This is a genomic window from Mixta sp., assembly GCF_024610815.1.
GTDB lineage: Bacteria > Pseudomonadota > Gammaproteobacteria > Enterobacterales > Enterobacteriaceae > Mixta > Mixta calida.
The window spans coordinates 1-19,954 of the sequence record NZ_JANION010000174.1; the positions used below are offsets into that span (position 1 = coordinate 1).

The 19,954-nt window shown below is 56.7% G+C and carries 19 protein-coding genes; 12 read left to right on the forward strand and 7 right to left on the reverse strand.

Annotated features, from left to right (window positions below; translation table 11 throughout):
- Together MYY08_RS12980 and MYY08_RS12985 are read left to right on the forward strand one after the other, a co-directional pair.
- The coding region (locus tag MYY08_RS12980; protein WP_288014498.1) for a winged helix-turn-helix domain-containing protein at nt 1-545 on the forward strand (545 nt) is incomplete at its 5' end.
- A 72-nt stretch (nt 546-617) separates the two neighbouring features.
- The gene (locus MYY08_RS12985; RefSeq protein ID WP_038628687.1) at nt 618-1,901 is read left to right on the forward strand and encodes a DUF445 domain-containing protein; all 1,284 of its coding nucleotides are present in this window, start codon (nt 618-620) and stop codon (nt 1,899-1,901) included.
- A gap of 8 nt (nt 1,902-1,909) precedes the next feature.
- Here the strand turns inward: MYY08_RS12985 and MYY08_RS12990 are convergent, their stop codons facing one another.
- From MYY08_RS12990 to lptF, 4 genes are all read right to left on the reverse strand, one after another.
- The gene (locus tag MYY08_RS12990; RefSeq protein ID WP_288014500.1) at nt 1,910-3,121 is read right to left on the reverse strand and encodes a YsnF/AvaK domain-containing protein; all 1,212 of its coding nucleotides are present in this window, start codon (nt 3,119-3,121) and stop codon (nt 1,910-1,912) included.
- Nucleotides 3,122-3,149: 28 nt separating this feature from the next.
- Nucleotides 3,150-3,557 carry a DUF2382 domain-containing protein gene (locus MYY08_RS12995; RefSeq protein WP_190296442.1) on the reverse strand — a complete coding sequence of 136 codons (408 nt, stop codon included), beginning with the start codon at nt 3,555-3,557 and terminating at the stop codon, nt 3,150-3,152.
- Nucleotides 3,558-3,974: 417 nt separating this feature from the next.
- Entirely contained in the window at nt 3,975-5,051 is a 1,077-nt protein-coding gene (gene lptG / locus MYY08_RS13000) for an LPS export ABC transporter permease LptG (protein WP_038628689.1), read from the reverse strand.
- A complete protein-coding gene (gene lptF / locus MYY08_RS13005; protein WP_038628691.1) occupies nt 5,051-6,151 on the reverse strand; it encodes an LPS export ABC transporter permease LptF in 1,101 nt (366 codons plus the stop codon). The genes lptG and lptF overlap by 1 nt, the downstream gene beginning before the upstream one ends.
- 264 nt (nt 6,152-6,415) lie before the next feature.
- Here lptF and pepA point away from each other — a divergent pair, with 264 nt between their 5' ends.
- The 6 genes from pepA (at nt 6,416) to MYY08_RS13035 (ending at nt 12,888) form a co-directional block, all read left to right on the forward strand.
- A complete protein-coding gene (pepA, locus tag MYY08_RS13010; RefSeq protein ID WP_084969932.1) occupies nt 6,416-7,927 on the forward strand; it encodes a leucyl aminopeptidase in 1,512 nt (503 codons plus the stop codon).
- Between the two features lie 175 nt (nt 7,928-8,102).
- The gene (locus MYY08_RS13015; RefSeq protein WP_038628695.1) at nt 8,103-8,561 is read left to right on the forward strand and encodes a DNA polymerase III subunit chi; all 459 of its coding nucleotides are present in this window, start codon (nt 8,103-8,105) and stop codon (nt 8,559-8,561) included.
- Nucleotides 8,562-8,566: 5 nt separating this feature from the next.
- Entirely contained in the window at nt 8,567-11,422 is a 2,856-nt protein-coding gene (locus tag MYY08_RS13020; protein ID WP_288014503.1) for a valine--tRNA ligase, read from the forward strand.
- A 256-nt stretch (nt 11,423-11,678) separates the two neighbouring features.
- A complete protein-coding gene (locus MYY08_RS13025; protein ID WP_038628699.1) occupies nt 11,679-12,182 on the forward strand; it encodes a GNAT family N-acetyltransferase in 504 nt (167 codons plus the stop codon).
- 99 nt (nt 12,183-12,281) lie between these two features.
- Complete coding sequence (locus tag MYY08_RS13030) at nt 12,282-12,554, forward strand: hypothetical protein (RefSeq protein ID WP_288014505.1); 273 nt, start codon at nt 12,282-12,284, stop codon at nt 12,552-12,554.
- Between the two features lie 22 nt (nt 12,555-12,576).
- Nucleotides 12,577-12,888 (forward strand): DUF2645 family protein, encoded by a 312-nt coding sequence (locus MYY08_RS13035; RefSeq protein WP_288014507.1) that lies wholly within the window; start codon nt 12,577-12,579, stop codon nt 12,886-12,888.
- A gap of 43 nt (nt 12,889-12,931) precedes the next feature.
- Here the strand turns inward: MYY08_RS13035 and miaE are convergent, their stop codons facing one another.
- Both miaE and rraB read right to left on the reverse strand, forming a co-directional pair.
- Nucleotides 12,932-13,702 (reverse strand): tRNA isopentenyl-2-thiomethyl-A-37 hydroxylase MiaE, encoded by a 771-nt coding sequence (gene miaE, locus MYY08_RS13040; RefSeq protein WP_038630158.1) that lies wholly within the window; start codon nt 13,700-13,702, stop codon nt 12,932-12,934.
- Between the two features lie 70 nt (nt 13,703-13,772).
- Complete coding sequence (gene rraB, locus MYY08_RS13045; protein ID WP_038628704.1) at nt 13,773-14,198, reverse strand: ribonuclease E inhibitor RraB; 426 nt, start codon at nt 14,196-14,198, stop codon at nt 13,773-13,775.
- A 161-nt stretch (nt 14,199-14,359) separates the two neighbouring features.
- On the opposite strand from rraB, the gene argF reads away from it, so the two are divergent.
- The 4 genes from argF (at nt 14,360) to ridA (ending at nt 17,490) form a co-directional block, all read left to right on the forward strand.
- A complete protein-coding gene (argF, locus tag MYY08_RS13050) occupies nt 14,360-15,379 on the forward strand; it encodes an ornithine carbamoyltransferase (protein WP_288014509.1) in 1,020 nt (339 codons plus the stop codon).
- Between the two features lie 236 nt (nt 15,380-15,615).
- A complete protein-coding gene (pyrB, locus tag MYY08_RS13055; RefSeq protein ID WP_288014511.1) occupies nt 15,616-16,548 on the forward strand; it encodes an aspartate carbamoyltransferase in 933 nt (310 codons plus the stop codon).
- Nucleotides 16,549-16,560: 12 nt separating this feature from the next.
- Nucleotides 16,561-17,022 carry an aspartate carbamoyltransferase regulatory subunit gene (pyrI, locus tag MYY08_RS13060; RefSeq protein ID WP_038628711.1) on the forward strand — a complete coding sequence of 154 codons (462 nt, stop codon included), beginning with the start codon at nt 16,561-16,563 and terminating at the stop codon, nt 17,020-17,022.
- 81 nt (nt 17,023-17,103) lie between these two features.
- The gene (gene ridA / locus MYY08_RS13065; protein WP_038628713.1) at nt 17,104-17,490 is read left to right on the forward strand and encodes a 2-iminobutanoate/2-iminopropanoate deaminase; all 387 of its coding nucleotides are present in this window, start codon (nt 17,104-17,106) and stop codon (nt 17,488-17,490) included.
- A gap of 61 nt (nt 17,491-17,551) precedes the next feature.
- On the opposite strand, the gene MYY08_RS13070 is transcribed toward ridA, so the two are convergent.
- Entirely contained in the window at nt 17,552-19,948 is a 2,397-nt protein-coding gene (locus tag MYY08_RS13070; protein WP_038628716.1) for a beta-N-acetylhexosaminidase, read from the reverse strand.
- Nucleotides 19,949-19,954: the final 6 nt, after the last annotated feature.

The following is a 19,954-nucleotide window of genomic DNA, read 5'->3' on the forward strand; positions in this document are numbered from 1 at the left end:
GTGAGCCGCTATTCGCCAGTTGCATGTTGTTACTTATGGATAATACCTCCGAGGAATTAATCATGTTCTACTGCATTAATAATAATGTTATCTTCGATCCGGTAAATCATACTTTAACCTCAAGTAAATTTTACCCGGAAAAAGATATGAAAATTAATCAGCCAGCAAGCCGCTGTCTGGCATTACTGATTGAGCGCAGAGGAGATATTATTAAGCAGGATGAGTTTATGAACGAGGTTTGGCGGAAACATGGGATGGAAGTAACAGTTAATACGCTTTATCAAAACATCTCTATCTTACGAAAAACTTTAAAGCGCGCCGGTATCGATGAAAACATCATTATTACCGTACCGAAAAAAGGCATTACCCTTTCTGCGCGGGTAGAAGAAAGCGAAGATAAGGCGCTGATAGCGTTAGTGTCGGATGCAACGGCAACAGACAAAACCAATGCGCCGCAGCGGAAGAAAGGCGGCATCAGGCTGTTGCTGGCGCTGTGGCTGCTTCTGCTGGCTACCTTACTTGCGCTGTGGATCGCCTTTGGCTGAAACGGATTTCAAAGCCGATGCTCGCGACGAAAGGCGCACGATTTTCTTAACGCGCTACGCTATGCTGGTAGCATGGAGAAAATAAACGAACTCAAGCGAGCTAAGCGCCTGGCGCTTTCACTGCTGCTGATTGCCGCAGCTACCTTTATTACCACACTGTTTTTGCCACCCCGGCTTTGGGTCAGCGGCGTAAAAGCGATCGCGGAAGCCGCCATGGTGGGGGCGCTGGCCGACTGGTTTGCCGTCGTAGCCCTGTTTCGTCGTGTGCCGGTGCCCTTTATTTCCCGCCATACCGCCATTATTCCCCGCAATAAAGATCGCATCGGCGAAAATCTCGGCCGTTTTGTTCAGGAGAAGTTTTTAGGCACCGAGTCACTGCTGGCGCTGATACGCCGTCACGATCCTGCGCAGCTGATCGGTAACTGGCTGAGCGCCCCGGACAATGCACAGCGGGTAGGGCAACATCTGCTGCAACTGATGCGCGGCTTTCTCGACTTTACCGACGACGCGCGCATCCAGGGTTTTATCCGCCGCGCGGTGCATAAGGCGATCGATAAGGTCGATTTAACCCAGTCCAGCGCCCTGCTGCTGGAAAGCCTGACCAAAAATAATCGCCATCAGGCGCTGCTCGATGCGGCGATTGAACAACTGCTGCGTCTGCTTAATAAGGAGAGCACGCGTGAGTTTATCGCCATGCAGATTGTGCGCTGGCTGAAACGCGAACATCCGATTAAGGCCAGGGTGCTGCCGACCGAATGGCTGGGCGAGCACAGCGCCGAGCTGGTCTCCAGTGCGGTAAATTCGCTGTTGGACGATGTCAGCCAGGATCAGGGCCATGAGCTTCGTCTGGGCTTTAACCGCGCCGTGGAAAAACTGATTACGCGCCTGAAGAACGATCCCGATATGGCGGAGCGCGCGGAAACGATTAAAGGCTATTTGAAAGAAGACGAGGCGCTTAACCGCTATATCGGCGAGCTGTGGGGCGACCTGCGAAGCTGGCTGAAGGCCGATCTGAACGCAGAAGATTCACGCATCGGCCAGCGTGTTACCGAAGCGGGCCTGTGGCTGGGCGAAACGCTGGTAACTGACGGCGCGCTGCGCGCATCGCTGAATCAGCATATGGAACAGGCGGCGCAGACGGTGGCGCCGGAGTTCGCCGCCTTTCTTACCCGGCATATCAGCGACACGGTGAAAAGCTGGGACGCACGCGAGATGTCGCAGCAGATCGAACTGAATATCGGTAAAGATTTACAGTTTATACGGATTAACGGCACGCTGGTGGGAGGCTGTATCGGACTGCTGCTGTGGGGAATAACGCAGCTGCCCGCGCTGTGGCAATGGCTCAGCGCGGGCTAAGGGCATGATTACTTCTTAACGCCAGTCAGCGGATCTTTATCCAGGTCGCTGCCGGTCAGGCTGTCTTTCTCAAAGCCGGTGGTCGTAGTGCCGGTGACGTCTGTCGCGCCAGTAACGCCGGTGGTGGTTCCGGCCGCGCCAGCTGTGGTTCCGGTCGCGCCAGTCGTGGTTCCGGTCGTGCCAGCTGTGGTTCCGGTAGTTGAGCCGACGCCGGTCAGGCGATCTTTTTCAAGGCCGGTGCCGCCGGTCTGTTCCACTTCAACTTCCTGACGACGTACGGTATCTTTCACCGTTTCTACGCGCTCAGACGTTTCGTTGCGTACGCCAACCTCTTCTTTAATGCGCGCGGTTTTGCTTACCGTCGGCACTTCATGGGATTCTTCCACTTCGATGGTTTTTTCAGACCAGTCGACGTCGCTCAGATAAGCGGGCTCGTCAACCGCAGTGCGGAATACGTCAGCATGCTGTTCAAACAGCGAAACGTCTTCAGCCACTTCGTCTTCAACGGTATAACGACGCAGACGCACCACGCCATCGCTGACCTGACGTTTGCCAATATCAACCTGTTCTTCCGCCAGCTTCAGCGCTTCATGGTTTTCACTGCCCGTCAGGGCTGCGCCCGTTACGCCTGCTGCGGTGGTGCCGGTTACACCGGTGGTTGAAGCACCAGTTACGCCGGTGGTGCTATCCTTGCCGGTCAGCAGATCGGTTGCGCCTGTTTTGCCTGCCGTAGATTTACCGCTGTCGTGATCCAGCGTGCCCGGTACGCCCGCCGTCGGGTCAGTATCGCCTGTTACGCCTTTAGCGCCAGCGTTGAAACCAGCTGAAGTGGTGCGACCAGAAACATCATCGGTTTCGCCCAGGAATTCACGGTCAGTGGTCGAGGCGCCGCGGTTATAAGAAGCGGTATAGTCGGTGGAGTATTGATCCAACAGCGTTTCAATACGGTCCGCATCTTCTTTGCGCGCACGGACTGTCAGCAGTACGCCGCCGCCCTGAATGGCTTTGTTGTACTCGGTTGCGTAGTCGTCATCTACGTCATCGCCGAACAGGCGCTGCCAGAAGCTTGGGTGACGGATCTCTTTACCTTCTACGCGTAATCTTTCACCTGAAATAATATCAATATGATTTTCCGCGATACCTTCGGCAATCAGTTTCTCTTTAGCGACTTCCGCCTGCTGTATTTGATTAAAAGCAGTAACGATTTTTTCATGTGCCATAATAGTCTCCTCGTGCTTAGGTTTACGGTTAATTATCTTCCTTGCTGATCTCTATCTCCTGGCTACGTAATGTAACTTTTTGCTGAAATTGCTCATTCTTTTTCAGCTTATGAATATGAACTTCTTCCTTTAATATATGGCGCCGAATAATTTCTACCTGCTCTTCAATTACCGGCACAATTAACACATCGCCTTCCTGTCGCACCTGGGGAAAATAACCTTCCTCAAGCGTTTCATTTTTTGCGATATGTTTTATCTCTACCTCTTCATGCCAGAGTTCCGTCTCCAACAGCTTCTCAGCCGTCGTGGTAGAGCGGTGAATACGGATGCGGCGGTCCACTACGCGAGTGGTGGTAACCTCCGCCTGCTCCTCTGCCAACGGAATGATTTCATGCTGTTCCGCTTCGTCCTGTTGCGGCGCAATTTTCTTATCCATTACTTTTCCTCCGCGAATAGCGCCGTGTCAGAGTTTGCGTTCATTATCTGGTTGTTTACCGATAACTTACCGTAATAGTTATAAAGCATAGACCAAACGGTGAATTATGAAATAATCGACCAGGGCAAATTGTTAAGAAATATAAATTGGCCTGACAATGAATGATTAAATGGCCCTGTTTGCTGCCATTTTCATTAACAAAAAATTAACTTCTATATGTATCCTGGTTGGGATAAAAACGCGCGGCGTAATAACTGACTCTAAATAATCAGGATTTAATAAACGTAGCGGCAGAAGGCAGTGAAGCGCCCAAATTTACATTTATCCTGTCAGGGCCATAAGGCGTTCGCTATCGCGGGAAGGTAAAAATAAAGGGGAAGATAAGCTGGCGCGGCAGCAGCGTGCCGCGCCAGAGGATTAACGACGCTTCATCAGCATCCAGACGCTGATGGCGAAGAAAGCCGCGCTGGGGAGAATGGCGCCCATTATCGGCGGCAATCCATACACCAGGCTGAGCGGGCCAAAGATCTGATCCAGCACGTAGAACAGAAAGCCGAAGCTAATACCGGTAACGACGCGCACGCCCATCGATACGCTGCGCAGCGGACCGAAGATAAAGGAGAGCGCCATCAGCATCATCACGGCGACCGATAATGGTTGAAAAATTTTGCCCCACATATTGAGGCGGTAGCGTCCCGCTTCCTGGCCGCTCTGCGTCAGATATTTGGCGTAGTTATAGAGACCACGAATCGACAACGCGTCGGGATCGAGCGCCACGACGCCAAGCTTGTCCGGCGTCAGGGTAGTTTTCCATTCGCCGTTGAGGCTCTGCTTGCCGCTAATCTGCTGCGGATTATTGAGGTCTGATTCATCCACCTGCCCCAGTTTCCAGCGACGCGTCTCTTTATCCCACGTCGCAGTGGCCGCGTAGCGTACGCTCTTCAGACGACGTTCATCGTTGAAGTTGTAGATGCTGACGCCGTCCAGCTGGTTGTCGCCCTTGATGCGTTCGATATAGATGAAGTTATTGCCATCTTTCGCCCACAGGCCGGTCTGCGTGGAGAGCAGCGAACCGCCGAGTAGCTGCTGCGCGCGGAAGTTACGCGCCATCTGCTCGCCCTGCGGGGCGACGAATTCGCCGATCGCCATGGTCAGCAGTACCAGCGGAATCGCGGTTTTCATCACCGAGAGCGCAATCTGCAAGCGGGTGAAGCCGGACGCCTGCATCACCACCAGTTCACTGCGCTGCGCCAGCGTGCCGAGCCCCAACAGCGCGCCAAGCAGCGCCGCCATCGGGAAGAAGATTTCGATATCTTTCGGCACGCTCAGCAGCGTGTAGTAGCCTGCATCCAGCGCGGTATAGGCGCCCTGTCCGGTTTTACGCAGCTGATCGACGAACTTGATAATGCCGGAAAGGGAAACCAGCATAAACAGCGTCAGCATGATGGTATTAAAGATGGTTTTACCGATATAGCGGTCGAGTACGCCAAACATCAGACTGAGCCTCCACGCGTAAAGCGGGCGCGCAGGCGCCGCATCGGCACCGTATCCCACAGGTTCAGCCCAATCGCCAGCGCCAGATAGCTCAGGTTCACCACCCACATCCAGATCGCCGGATCGAGCCGCCCTTTCGAGGCGTTTGATTTCAGCGAGCTTTGCAACAGGAAGAAAATGAGATAAAGCAGCATCGCCGGCAGCATCGACAACACGCGGCCCTGGCGCGGGTTCACCACGCTCAGCGGCACCACCATCAACGCCATCACCAGCACCGAGAAGATCAGCGTCAGGCGCCAGTGCAGCTCAGAACGGAAACCCGGCGACGGATTGCCGAACAGGTTAACGAACGCCGCCTGCTCCGCGTCGTCAGGATCGAGCGTCGCGGTTTTATAACCGACGATCGCCTGATAGTTAGTGAAGTCGGTAATGCGGAAGTCGCGCAGCAGCGCGGTGCCTTCAAAGCGCGTGCCTTTGTCCAGCGTCACCACCTGCGAGCCGTCCGGCCGCTGCTCCATATGGCCGCTGTCCGCCATCACCACCGATGGACGCGCGTTGCCTTTCGGACGCAGCTGCGCAAGGAAAACGTGGCCAAACTGATTGCCCTTCACGTCTTCTATAAACAGCACGCTGTTGCCGTCGCTCGACTGCTGGAACTGCCCGGCCGCCAGCGCCGCGGCGCCGGGGTTGGCCTTGGCGTTCTGCGTCACTTCGCTTTGATAGCGCGACGACCAGGGGCTGAGCCAGACGACGTTGACCGCCGCCGCCGCCGCGGTCAGCAGCATCAGGAACATCGCCGCTTTGACCAGCACCGCCTTGCTGAGGCCGCAGGCGTGCATCACCGTAATTTCACTTTCGGTGTAGAGCCGCCCCAGCGTCATCAAAATGGCCAGAAACAGACTGAGAGGCAGGATAAGCTGCGCCATTTCCGGCACGCCGAGCCCCAACAGGGTAAGAACTAAGTTTGTCGGGATCTCACCATCGACGGCAGCGCCCAGGATCCTGACTAGCTTCTGACAGAAGAAGATCAACAGCAGGATAAAGAGTATTGCCAGCTGGCTTTTGAGCGTTTCCCGAACCAGATATCTAATGATAATCACGCTTCGTATGCCTGTGAAAACTTGTCTTTTTGCTGGAAAATCGATAGTTTCAACGCTTATTCGCCATTTTTCATCATCAATGGCCGTTGTCATAGATCTAGTGTATGACACAAGCGTTCAGGTGACGTAAAAAATAACAATGTCACTGAAACACAAACTGACGTCCTTTTTTATCAGAAACGTCGTACGCAACGGCGTAAGCGTTACGAAGCGGTACATTCTAGCCGCAGCCAGCGCCGTTGTCTTTAAGATTCAGGAGAGTGCATGGAGTTCAGTGTAAAAAGCGGTAGCCCGGAGAAACAGCGTAGTGCCTGTATCGTTGTGGGCGTCTTCGAACCGCGCCGTCTGTCGCCGATCGCCGAGCAGCTGGATAAAATCAGCGACGGCTATATCAGCGCCCTGCTGCGCCGCGGCGAGCTGGAAGGTAAAGTAGGCCAGACGCTGCTGCTGCATCATGTGCCGAATATTCTTTCCGAGCGTATTTTGCTCATTGGCTGCGGTAAAGAACGCGAGCTGGATGAACGTCAGTATAAGCAGGTGATTCAGAAAACGATCAATACGCTGAACGACACCGGCTCGATGGAAGCGGTCTGCTTCCTGACTGAACTGCACGTGAAAGGACGCAACACCTACTGGAAAGTGCGTCAGGCGGTAGAGACGGCGAAAGAGACCCTTTACTGCTTCGACCAGCTGAAAAGCAATAAAGTCGAACCGCGTCGTCCGTTGCGCAAAATGGTATTCAACGTGCCGACGCGCCGCGAACTGACCAGCGGTGAGCGCGCGATCCAGCACGGACTGGCGATCGCCGCCGGCGTAAAAGCGGCGAAAGATCTGGGCAACATGCCGCCGAACATCTGCAACGCCGCCTATCTCGCTTCACAGGCGCGCCAGCTGGCCGACGCCTACAGCAAGAACATCACCACCCGCGTCATCGGCGAACAGCAGATGAAAGAGCTGGGCATGAACGCCTATCTGGCGGTGGGCCAGGGTTCGCAGAACGAATCGCTGATGTCGGTGATCGACTATAAAGGCAGCCCCGACCCGGAAGCGAAACCGATTGTGCTGGTGGGCAAAGGGCTGACCTTCGACTCCGGCGGCATCTCCATCAAGCCGGCCGAAGGCATGGATGAGATGAAATATGATATGTGCGGCGCCGCGTCCGTCTATGGCGTCATGCGTATGGTGGCGGAGCTGAACCTGCCGCTGAACGTAGTGGGCGTGCTGGCGGGCTGTGAAAACATGCCGGGCGGTCGCGCGTTCCGTCCGGGCGACGTGCTGACCACCATGTCAGGCCAGACGGTGGAAGTGCTGAACACCGATGCGGAAGGACGTCTGGTGCTGTGCGACGCGCTGACCTACGTTGAACGCTTCGATCCTGAAGTGGTGATTGACGTCGCCACACTGACCGGCGCCTGCGTGATCGCGCTGGGCCACCATATCAGCGGCCTGCTGTCGAACCATAATCCGCTGGCGCACGAGCTGATCGGCGCTTCCGAGCAGGCGGGCGACCGCGCCTGGCGTCTGCCGATGGCTGACGAATATCAGGAACAGCTGGAATCCAACTTCGCCGATATGGCGAATATCGGCGGCCGTCCCGGCGGCGCGATTACCGCGGCCTGCTTCCTGGCGCGCTTCGCCCGTAAATATAACTGGGCGCACCTGGATATCGCCGGCACCGCCTGGCGTTCCGGTAAGGCCAAAGGCGCTACCGGCCGTCCGGTCGCCCTGCTCTCTCAGTTCCTGCTGAACCGCGCCGGAATGAATGGCGACGACTAAGCTGTTATAACGCTGACGGCTACGCCGCCAAAACTTAAGCGGCGTAGCCGGTTTGCGCTTTCGGAAACGACGCAGGCCGCCGCGTTTTACCGGTACGCCGCGTCAAATGTTAGAACACGAATCAGGCATTAACTCCGCGTCTGACATCAAAGTCCGACGCCGACAGGCATAAATGATGAAAAAGGCCACCTTCTATCTTCTGGAAACCGATGCGCAGACGGAAGGATTGAGCGCCGTCGAGGCGCTGGTGTGCGATTTAGCGGAAATGCGCTGGCGTGAAGGCAAGCGCGTGCTGATCGCTTGTGAAGATGAGCAGCAGGCCATCCGACTGGATGAAGCCCTGTGGCAGCGCCCGGCTAACGCCTTTGTGCCGCACAATCTGGCTGGCGAAGGGCCGAAATATGGCGCACCGGTAGAGCTCGCCTGGCCGCAGCGCCGCGGCAACGCGCCGCGCGATCTGCTGATCAGCCTGCTGCCGCAGTTTGCAGATTTTGCCACCGCTTTCCATGAAGTGATAGACTTTGTCCCTTACGAAGAATCTTTGAAACAGCAGGCGCGCGACCGTTATAAAGCGTATCGCAGCGTCGGCTTCCACTTGAATACGGCAACCCCGCCACAGCCGCAAACGACATAGCAGAAATGGAAAAGACATATAATCCGCAAGAGATCGAACAGCCGCTTTACGAGCATTGGGAAAAGCAGGGCTACTTCAAACCGAATGGCGATGCCAGCCAGGAAAGCTTCTGCATCATGATCCCGCCGCCGAACGTTACCGGTAGCTTGCATATGGGTCACGCCTTTCAGCAAACCATTATGGACACCATGGTGCGTTACCAGCGCATGCAGGGTAAGAACACGCTGTGGCAGGTGGGCACCGACCACGCCGGTATCGCGACTCAGATGGTCGTAGAGCGTAAGATCGCCGCTGAAGAAGGCAAAACACGCCAGGATTATGGTCGCGACGCCTTTATCGACAAAGTGTGGCAGTGGAAAGCGGAGTCTGGTGGCACCATTACCCGCCAGATGCGCCGTCTCGGCAACTCCGTCGACTGGGAGCGCGAGCGCTTTACCATGGATGAGGGTCTCTCTAACGCTGTTAAAGAGGTCTTCGTTCGCCTGCATAAAGAAAACCTGATCTACCGCGGCAAACGCCTGGTCAACTGGGACCCGAAACTGCGCACCGCCATCTCCGATCTGGAAGTGGAAAACCGCGAAACCAAAGGGTCCATGTGGCATATCCGCTACCCGCTGGCCGACGGCGCGAAAACCGCTGACGGCAAAGATTACCTGGTCGTGGCCACCACTCGCCCGGAAACCCTGCTGGGCGATACCGGCGTGGCGGTCAACCCGGAAGATCCGCGTTATAAAGATCTGATCGGCAAATTCGTTATGCTGCCGCTGGTGAACCGTCGTATTCCGATCGTGGGCGACGAACATGCCGATATGGAAAAAGGTACCGGCTGTGTGAAGATCACCCCGGCGCACGACTTCAACGACTATGAAGTTGGTCGTCGTCATAAGCTGCCGATGATCAATATCCTGACCTTTGACGGCGATATCCGTGAAAGCGCGCAGGTTTACGACACTAACGGCGAAGCGTCCGACGTCTACGACGCCACGCTGCCGGAAGCGTTCCGCAATATGGAACGTTTCGCCGCGCGTAAAGCGATCGTCGCCGCCGTGGACGAGCTGGGCCTGCTGGAAGAAGTGAAAGCCCACGATCTGACCGTGCCTTACGGCGATCGCGGCGGCGTCGTTATCGAGCCGATGCTGACCGACCAATGGTACGTGCGCACCGCGCCGCTGGCGAAATTTGCGGTGGAAGCGGTAGAAAACGGCGACATTCAGTTTGTGCCGAAGCAGTATGAAAACATGTACTTCTCCTGGATGCGCGATATTCAGGACTGGTGTATCTCCCGTCAGCTGTGGTGGGGCCACCGCATTCCCGCCTGGTATGACGAAGAAGGCAACGTCTATGTTGGCCGCAGCGAAGAAGAAGTGCGCGCGGAAAACCAGATCGACGCCAGCATCGCGCTGCGTCAGGACGAAGATGTGCTGGACACCTGGTTCTCCTCTGGTCTCTGGACCTTCTCTACCCTGGGCTGGCCGGAAAACACCGAAGCGCTGCGCACCTTCCACCCGACCAGCGTGCTGGTAAGCGGCTTCGACATCATCTTCTTCTGGATCGCGCGCATGATCATGCTGACCATGCACTTCATGAAGGATGAAAACGGCAAGCCGCAGGTGCCGTTTAAAACCGTCTATATGACCGGTTTGATCCGCGATGAAGAAGGCCAGAAGATGTCGAAATCGAAAGGCAACGTCATCGATCCGCTGGATATGGTGGACGGCATTACGCTTGAAGCGCTGCTGGAAAAACGCACCGGCAACATGATGCAGCCGCAGCTGGCGGAGAAAATCCGCAAGCGCACCGAGAAGCAGTTCCCGAACGGCATCGAGCCGGCGGGCACCGACGCGCTGCGTTTTACCCTGGCGGCGCTCGCCTCTACCGGCCGCGATATCAACTGGGATATGAAGCGTCTGGAAGGCTACCGCAACTTCTGCAACAAGCTGTGGAACGCCAGCCGCTTTGTGCTGATGAACACCGAAGATCAAGATTGCGGACAGAACGGCGGCGAAATGACGCTGTCGCTGGCGGATCGCTGGATTCTGGCCGAGTTCAACAACACGGTGAAGGCGTACCGCGAGGCGCTGGACAGCTATCGCTTCGATATCGCCGCCAACATTCTGTACGAGTTCACCTGGAATCAGTTCTGCGACTGGTATCTGGAGCTGACCAAGCCGGTAATGCACAACGGTTCCGAGGCGGAGCTGCGCGGCACGCGCCATACGCTGGTGACGGTGCTGGAGGCGCTGCTGCGTCTGGCGCATCCGATCATTCCGTTCATTACCGAGACCATCTGGCAGCGCGTGAAAGTGCTGAAAAACATCAGCGACGATACCATCATGCTGCAACCGTTCCCGTCGTATGACGCGACGAAAACGGACGATGCGGCACTGGCCGATACCGAATGGCTGAAGCAGGCGATCGTGGCGGTGCGTAATATTCGCGCCGAGATGAACATCTCTCCGGGCAAACCGCTGGAGCTGCTGCTGCGCGGCGCCAGCGCCGATGCCCAGCGTCGCGTGACCGATAACCGCACCTTCCTGCAGGCGATGGCGCGTCTTAGCGATATCACGCTGCTGCCGCAGGGCGATAAAGGCCCACTTTCCGTCACCAAACTGGTGGACGGCGCCGAGCTGTTGATCCCGATGGCGGGTCTGGTGGATAAAGAGGCGGAGCTGGATCGTCTGGCGAAAGAGCTGGCGAAAGTCGAAGCCGAGATGGAGAAAATTCAGTCTCGTCTGGGCAACGAATCCTTCGTCGCGCGCGCGCCAGAAGCGGTAGTAGCAAAAGAACGCGACCGTATGGCGGAGCTGGAACAGGGCAAAGCCAAACTGATCGAACAGCAGGGCGTGATCGCCGCGCTGTAAGGCTGGAAGCAACCGTGGCGTCGCGCTTCGTTACGGTTTATTCCGCCTTTCTACTCACCCTGACGGCTTACGCCGCCGGGGTGTTTTTTTATGCGCCGTGCTTTACCGGCGTCAGGGTGAGCAGGATGCTACGGTTTTTGCGATATCCCCTTTTCTCCCTGCGCCAGACTGAAATTTTCTCAACGCCGCAGCCATTGCATCACCCGGCGAGCGATGTTATTACACTCTTTTTGATTTTCTTATTCCGAGCCAGACGATGACTATCGCTTCCGACACTTCGCTACGCATTCGCCCCATCACGCTGGCGGATAATCCGCATATCGCCCAGGTTATCCGCCACGTTTCGGCGGAATTCGGCCTGACCGCCGATAAAGGCTATACCGTTTCCGATCCGAACCTGGACCATCTGTTTGAGCTTTACAGCGAAACAAACAGCGCCTACTGGATTATCGAGCTGGACGGCAAGGTAGCAGGAGGCGGCGGAATTGCGCCGTTGCAATGCAGCGCGCCGGATATTTGTGAGCTGCAAAAGATGTATTTTCTGCCGCAGCTGCGTGGCCGGGGCGTGGCATGGCAGCTGGCGCAGCAGGCGTTCGATTTCGCCCGCGAACGCGGCTTTAAGCGCTGCTATCTGGAAACCACCGCCAGCCTGACGCAGGCGATTCGGCTGTATGAGAAGCTCGGCTTTGAACATATCGACGGGCCGCTGGGCTGTACCGGCCACGTCGACTGCGAGGTCAGAATGCTGAAGGCGCTGTAAGCGCCTTTTTTATTGTCGGCGCGTGGATAGAACGATTATTGACCTAACAGTAAACAGTCAGTGAAAGTTAGCACGTATGCATTATGCCAGGGAGGCGCTATGAATATGTTTTGTAAAGTTGATGAGGAAGGTTTCCCTCACTGGAACGGGGTAGATTTCATGCGGTTTTGGTTTTTGCCTAATAACCGACGTTTTCTTACTGGGGAAAATTATTTGTGGGCATATAAAGCCGCCTGGCTGGTATATAACAAAAGCAGGGTAATCAAAATAGCGCAGGAGGAAAAAATTCCAGCCATATTATTAGCTGGCGTAGCGATTGCTGAAGTTAGAGTCTTATGGCAGACGTATTGTAGAAAAAAAAAGAAACGTTAAAAAGAATACTGGGGCAGGGAAAATGAACTGGAAGAAACTTTGCTTAGCCCTGCTTTACAGCGGCTTTTGCTTTTTTAACATCGCATATCTCTCTTACTTCAAAGAAGAGCAATATATTGGCGACGAGGGAATAAACACGGTATGTGATGCTATGCAGTATTTGGTCGTCGATGACAGCCGTGATTTTACCGCGCCTTTGACGCTACTGATGATATTGCCGCTTCTTTGGTTCAGCCTGTGCCGCAAACATCGCGCACTTTATCTGATGCTGCTCTCCATATTATTACTGGCGTTCTGGTACTGGCGTTTTTTCGGTCGGTTACAGTTCTGCTGATAGCGGCTTCGCTCCCAGCCGTTTTCCTCCGGGAGCGAATGGTTTACTGATTCGTCCAGTCCGGCACGCCGCTGTGAAAACGCAGCTCGCTGTCCGGCGCCTGAATCAGGCGCGCTTCCGCCGCGCCGATTTGCTGTACGCGCTCGCTGATGTCAAAGGGCGCGATGCGCGCCGCCAGCGCCAGATAGTCCTGATAGTGACGCGCTTCGGAACGCAGCAGCGAGACGTAAAACTTCGCCAGTTCCTCATCAAGAAACGGCGCCAGGCTGGCGAAACGTTCGCAGGAGCGCGCTTCAATGTAGGCGCCGCAGATCAGCTTATCCACCAGCGTTTCCGGCTCGTGCGTGGTGATTTCGCGCATTAGCCCTTTGGCATAGCGGCTGGCAGTGATTTTCTGATAGAGAATGCCGCGTGCCTGCATGATTTCCCAAACCTGATAGAAATGGTGCAGCTCTTCTTTAATCAGCAGCACCATTTTATCCAGCAGCTCGTCGCCCCAGGGGATATCGTTGCGCGCGATAATGCGCTTCGACAGGTTTTTATGCGCCTCGATAAAGCCGCTGTCGGGATCTTCGCGAAAGATAAAAGCTTCATAGGGCTGGAGCCAGGCCAGGATGGCGTCGCCGCTCGGCTTATCGGCCACATATTTACGGATCAGCCAGACGGCGGTCTGGGCCGCTTTGAGTTCACAAACCAGATGGTCGGTCAGCAGCAGCGTCAGGTTCTCAGGTTTGCGCGCCTCCTCGATCCAGGATTGCGGCGTGCGGCAGTGCAGAAATTGATGAACAGGGGCAAGAAGATCGGCGTAATTCATGGCATAGCTACGGTTAAAGGGCGCGCCGAACAACAGCGACGCGCCGGATCAATGGTCAGACGGCGGAAGATCAGTGACGAACGCCGTTGTCGTCGTCATCGAGGTAGTCACCCTCGCCTTCTTCATCTTCGTCTTCCGCATCGGGATCTTCAAAATAGGTGCCCCAGCCGTCGTAATCCACATTATGTTTGCCGGCCAGAATAACCAGCTGCTCAACCTGGGCGTCAATCAGTTCAGGGTTCAGCGCCAGTTCGCTCAGGATATCCACGCACATCACGGTTGAGCCATCTTCCAGCTCCAGCTCTTCCGGGTCGGTGACCTCATAGCCCAGCTTGAACGCATCGACCGCCGCTTTTTCCAGCGCGTCGAAGCTGTCGCTGGAGAGGTGATGCTCAATGGTGTAGAGCGCATCAGGGTCGCTACCGTCTTCCAGCAGCTCTTCGATAATCGCTCGGGTCTCTTCGCGCTGCTCTTCCAGTAATTCTTCATATGCCATGATGGGTTCCTCAGTGTGTGGCAAACAATGTGATTATTTTCCCACACTGCACTCCGCGCCACTACACAAAAGCAAAAGTTTATTGCACTCAGGGTTGAAAATGCATATTCATACGGTTAGATTGAATTTTAATTCATTTGTTACAGAACAAGGAGCGCTGTATGAGCCACTTTTACCAACGTCATTTCCTCAGGCTGCTCGACTTTACCCCTGCTGAAATCAACGCGCTGTTGGCGCTCGCCGCTGAATTAAAAATCGCGAAAAAAAATGGCGAGGAGATTCCGCAGCTACAGGGCAAGAATATCGCGCTCATCTTCGAAAAAGAATCGACCCGCACCCGATGCTCTTTCGAAGTTGCCGCCTACGATCAGGGCGCGCGCGTGACTTATCTTGGCCCCAGCGGCAGCCAGATCGGCCATAAAGAGTCAATTAAAGATACCGCGCGCGTGCTGGGCCGCATGTATGACGGCATTCAGTATCGCGGCCACGGCCAGGCGGTAGTGGAAACCCTGGCGCAGCACGCTGGCGTACCGGTCTGGAACGGCCTGACCGATGAGTTTCATCCGACGCAGCTGCTGGCCGACCTGTTGACCATGCAGGAGCATCTGCCGCAAAAATCGCTGCGCGCCATGACGCTGGCCTATGTTGGCGACGCGCGCAACAATATGGGCAACAGCCTGATGGAGGCCGCCGCGCTGATGGGTTTCGACCTGCGTCTGGTGGCGCCGCAAAGCTGCTGGCCGGAAGCGGATCTGGTTGAGGAGTGCCGAAACGTCGCCAGCCAGAACGGCGGCAAAATCACCCTGACGGCGGATATCGCCGAAGGCGTGCAGCAGGCGGACTTTATCTATACCGACGTTTGGGTATCGATGGGCGAGGCGAAAGAGCGCTGGCAGGAGCGCATCGCCCTGCTGCACGACTATCAGGTGAATATGGCGATGCTGCGGCTTACCAGCAATCCGCAGGTGAAGTTCCTGCACTGCCTGCCCGCCTTCCATGACGATCAGACCACGCTCGGCAAACAGATGGCGGAACAGTACGACCTGCACGGCGGCATGGAAGTGAGCGACGAGGTATTCGAATCGGCGCACAGTATCGTCTTCGATCAGGCGGAAAACCGGCTGCACACTATCAAAGCGGTGATGGTCGCTACGCTGACGAAACCCGCGCCGACAGCGTAACGCAAACGGTTAACCTCTACGCGATTTTTGCTTGAAGCAGAAAGCTGATTGCGTATAATGCCCGACAATTTGCCGGGAGGACCTATGCCGCTGAGCACCACGATAAGCATCGCTCAATCACGCCTGAACGCAGGCGCGGCGCCTGTTTCCTTCCGTCAGCGACCGATCGTAAAAGCCCCTCATTGCAGGGGCTTTTTTTTCGTCCTTAATCCGGCACGCCTGAAGGAGAGCGACGCATGAATCCGCTGTATCACAAGCATATTATTTCGATTAACGATCTCAGCCGCGAAGAGCTGGAGCTGGTGCTGCACGCGGCGGCCAGCCTGAAAGCGAATCCACAGCCGGAGCTGCTGAAGCATAAAGTGATCGCCAGCTGCTTTTTTGAAGCCTCGACGCGCACGCGCCTCTCTTTTGAAACCGCCATTCAGCGCCTGGGCGCGGCGGTGGTCGGCTTCTCCGACAGCAGCAATACCTCGCTGGGCAAAAAGGGCGAAACACTGGCCGACACCATTTCCGTTATCAGCACCTACGTCGACGCCATTGTGATGCGCCATCCGCAGGAGGGCGCGGCCCGCCTCGCCACCGAATTTTCCGGCAGCATTCCGGTGCTGAACGCCGGCGACGGCGCCAACCAGCATCCGACGCAGACGCTGCTCGACCTGTTCACTATTCAGGAAACGCAAAGCCGTCTCAGCAACCTCAACGTGGCGATGGTCGGCGACCTGAAATATGGCCGCACCGTTCACTCGCTGACTCAGGCGCTGGCGAAGTTCGAGGGCAACCGCTTCTTCTTTATCGCCCCGGAAGCGCTGGCGATGCCCGCCTACATCACCGATATGCTGGATGAGCGGAATATTCCATGGAGCCGTCACGGCAGTATCGAAGAGGTGGTGCCGCATGTGGATATCCTCTATATGACGCGCGTGCAGAAAGAGCGTCTCGATCCTTCCGAATACGCCAACGTCAAAGCCCAGTTCGTGTTGCGCGCCGCCGGTTTGCAGGGCGCGCGCGACAATATGAAAGTGCTGCACCCGCTGCCGCGCGTGGATGAGATCGCCACCGATGTGGATAAAACGCCGCACGCCTGGTATTTCCAGCAGGCCGGCAACGGCATTTACGCACGTCAGGCGCTGCTGGCGCTGGTGCTGAACAGCGATCCGGTTCTGTAAGGAGAAGAGAAGATGATGCAAGATAAACTCCAGGTTGAAGCGATCAAGCGCGGTACGGTGATCGATCATATCCCGGCGCAGATCGGTTTTAAGCTGCTGACGCTGTTCCGCCTGACGGAAACCGATCAGCGCATCACTATCGGGCTTAACCTGCCTTCCGGCGCGCTGGGCCGGAAAGATCTCATCAAGATCGAGAACACCTTTTTAACCGACGATCAGATCAACCAGCTGGCGGTCTATGCGCCGCACGCCACCGTTAACCGCATCGATGATTACAACGTGGTCGCTAAAATCGTGCCGACGCTGCCGGATCGCATTGAGCGTGTGCTGACCTGCCCTAACAGCAACTGCATCAGCCGCAGCGAGCCGGTCTGCTCCAGCTTTCAGGTAAGAAAACGCGCCGAGTCGGTGCTACTGAAGTGTAAATACTGCGAGAAAGAGTTCGCTCATCAGGTGGTGCTGGCGAACTGGTAATCACTTTTCGTCTCCCTATAATGGGGGCGATACGGCGGGCAGGCCGCCCGCCTCGCAACATGCCACTAATCAGGAGAATTTATGTCACGCGAAATCAGCACGGAAAAAGCCCCAGCCGCCATTGGTCCGTACGTTCAGGGCGTTGATCTGGGCAGCATGATCATCACCTCTGGCCAGATTCCGGTCGATCCCAAAACCGGCGCGGTCGCTGATGACGTCGCGGCGCAGGCGCGTCAGTCGCTGGAAAACGTTCAGGCCATCGTGGAAGCGGCCGGACTGAAGGTCAGCGATATCGTGAAAACCACCGTGTTCGTGAAAGATCTCAATGACTTCGCTACCGTTAACGCCGCCTATGAAGCCTTCTTCAGCGAACACGGCGCGCCTTTCCCGGCCCGCTCCTGCGTAGAAGTGGCGCGTCTGCCGAAAGATGTGAAAATCGAAATCGAAGCGATCGCCGTTCGTCGCTAAAACGCCAGGCTGCCGCGCCGGTTGCGGCAGCCTGCTCACTTGTTTAACGGCTATCCCGCTTTTACCGCTTTTCTGACGCCACGGCGCGCAGCAGTATTTCCAGCGGCCTGACCAGCGCAATGACCAGTTCATCCTGCGTTTGCGCCGCCGCGTCCAGCTGACCGCGCATCTTCCCGATCGCCTCCGCATGGATGCGCTGACCGTTTTCCCATGCATTGATCAGCGTCATCCCCATATCGCTAAGCGTCGCGATCTGCGTCGCCACTGGCCGCAGCGCTTTAAGCTGATAATTGGCGTCGAGTAACGGCGCGACCTGCGGCACGTTGTCTCGCCACTGCGTCAGCTGCTGACGGATCGCCTGCGCCGCCTGCTGACTGCCGCGATTCCCGATCAACGCGTCAACCTGCTGCGTCAGCCTTCTTACCGACATGCTCTCGGCGGGCAACAGGTCCGCAAGCCGGTTCAACGGCTCGGCCAGCGTATAGTGTCCCGCCTGGAATTTCAGATGCTGGCGAGTGTAATAGTGCGCGGGCTCCAGCGCCTGCGCGAAAATTTGCAGCGGCACGACATCGGTGCGGTTGGCTAAACGCATCATGCCGGTCAACGCCTGAGTATGCTGCTGCAATCCCACCGATACCGCCGACCAGCGGTCGACCGCCGCCAGCCGCTGATACATATTCTCTTCGTCCGTGACGTTTTGCGCTGACCAGAGCCGCTCGGCGACCACGAAAGCGCGCGGCCACAGTTTAATATCCAGCACCCCGGCGCTGACATTTTCTCCCCAGAGCGCCGCTTCGCCGCCCTTCAGGTTGGCCTGTAGCTGCGTCGCGTTCGGCACCGCCGGTTCAATGCCCTGCGGCGTGGCGGCAAGGCGCTCTCCCGTTACCGGATAGCGGACGTTGCCCACGCGGAAATAGCCCGTCAGCTGGTTCTGTTGCAGCGTGACGACCGGTTGCAGCGGCCCCATCCAGCTGTCGACGTTGAAAGTGACCTCCTGCGGCGACAGCCAGGTTACCTGCTGCACCAGACGCCGCGACTTGCCGGCGAAATCGATAAACCCGCGCCAGCCCGACTTTCCTTCCACCAGAGTAAAGCTGCCTTTTACCGGGCTGCCCTTCAGGCGCGGCAGCGTAAACTGCCAGCTCTGGGCGCGCTCGTCCACCCTGATGCGGTCGACATCGTTTAGCGCCGTCGGCCAGACCTCGTTGCGGTAGTGATAAGAGGCGAACTGCGGCTGATCGAGATAAAATCCGGTGGAGAGAATGCCGCGATAATCCTGTTTCGCCACGCCGCCCAGCGCATCTTGTCCCTGCCAGGACTGGATCAGGATCGACTTCGGCAGATCGGGATGCCAGATCTCATCCCAGCCGACCATACGCCGTTGATGCTTTTCAAGAATTTTCTCGACCCGCTGGTTAAACCAGGCCTGTAGCGCATGGCTGTCGGCCAGCCCTTTCTCACGCATAAACTGCTGAATGCGCGGTGAGTCGTTCCACTGTTGCGCATCCACCTCATCGCCGCCGATATGCAGCCAGGGATCGGGGAAGATCGCCGCCATCTCGCCCACCAGCGTATCGATAACGCGATATACCGCCTCGTTCGACGGATCGAGCAGCGGCTTAAATACGCCCCAGCCGCGCTCCATCTGATAAGGGCCCGGCGCGGCGATCAGTTCCGGCATCGCGACGGCGATAGCGGAGGCGTGGCCAGGAATATCCAGCTCCGGCACCACGCGTACGCCGCGATCCGCCGCGTAACGCACCACGTCGCGCATCTGCTGCTGCGTGTAGAACAGCCCATCGCTGGCCTTCTCTTGCAGCTGCGGATAGTGCGAAGATGCAAAGCGCCATCCCTGATCGTCCGTCAAATGCCAGTGAAAGACGTTCATGCGGGCGGCGGCGATGCCGTCGATCTGGCGCTTAATGGTTTCAATGGGAATAAAGTGACGCACGGAGTCGATCAACACGCCGCGCCACGGAAAGCGCGGACGATCGTTGATGGTCACGAAAGGAATAAAAGCGCCCTCGCCGTCGTTCTGCACCAGCTGCAACAAGGTTTCCATACCGCGCAAGGCGCCGAAACGCGTGGGTGCGCTGAGCGTCGCGCCCGTGCCGTTAACCACCAGGCGGTAGCTTTCATCGCTTTCCAGCTGCGGCAGCGCATCAACCTGCCTGGCGACGCGCACGGTAAGCGTCGGCGCAGCGGAGGAGGTATCGGGCAGCAGCGTCCAGCCGGTCTGACGTTCGATGCGTTCACGCCAGCGCGCCTCGGCGCCTTCAGGAAGATCGCCGACGATATGCAGCTGAAGCTGCGGCGTCAGCGCCAGCCGGCCGCCGGTCGGCGGCTGCTCTACCTGCTGCGGCCAGGGCATCAGCGGCAGCGGGACAGGGTCGGCGAAAACGGTAAAGCAACAGGAAAACAGCAGAGGCAAGGTAAAAACGGTATGACGCAGCGACATGGCGAG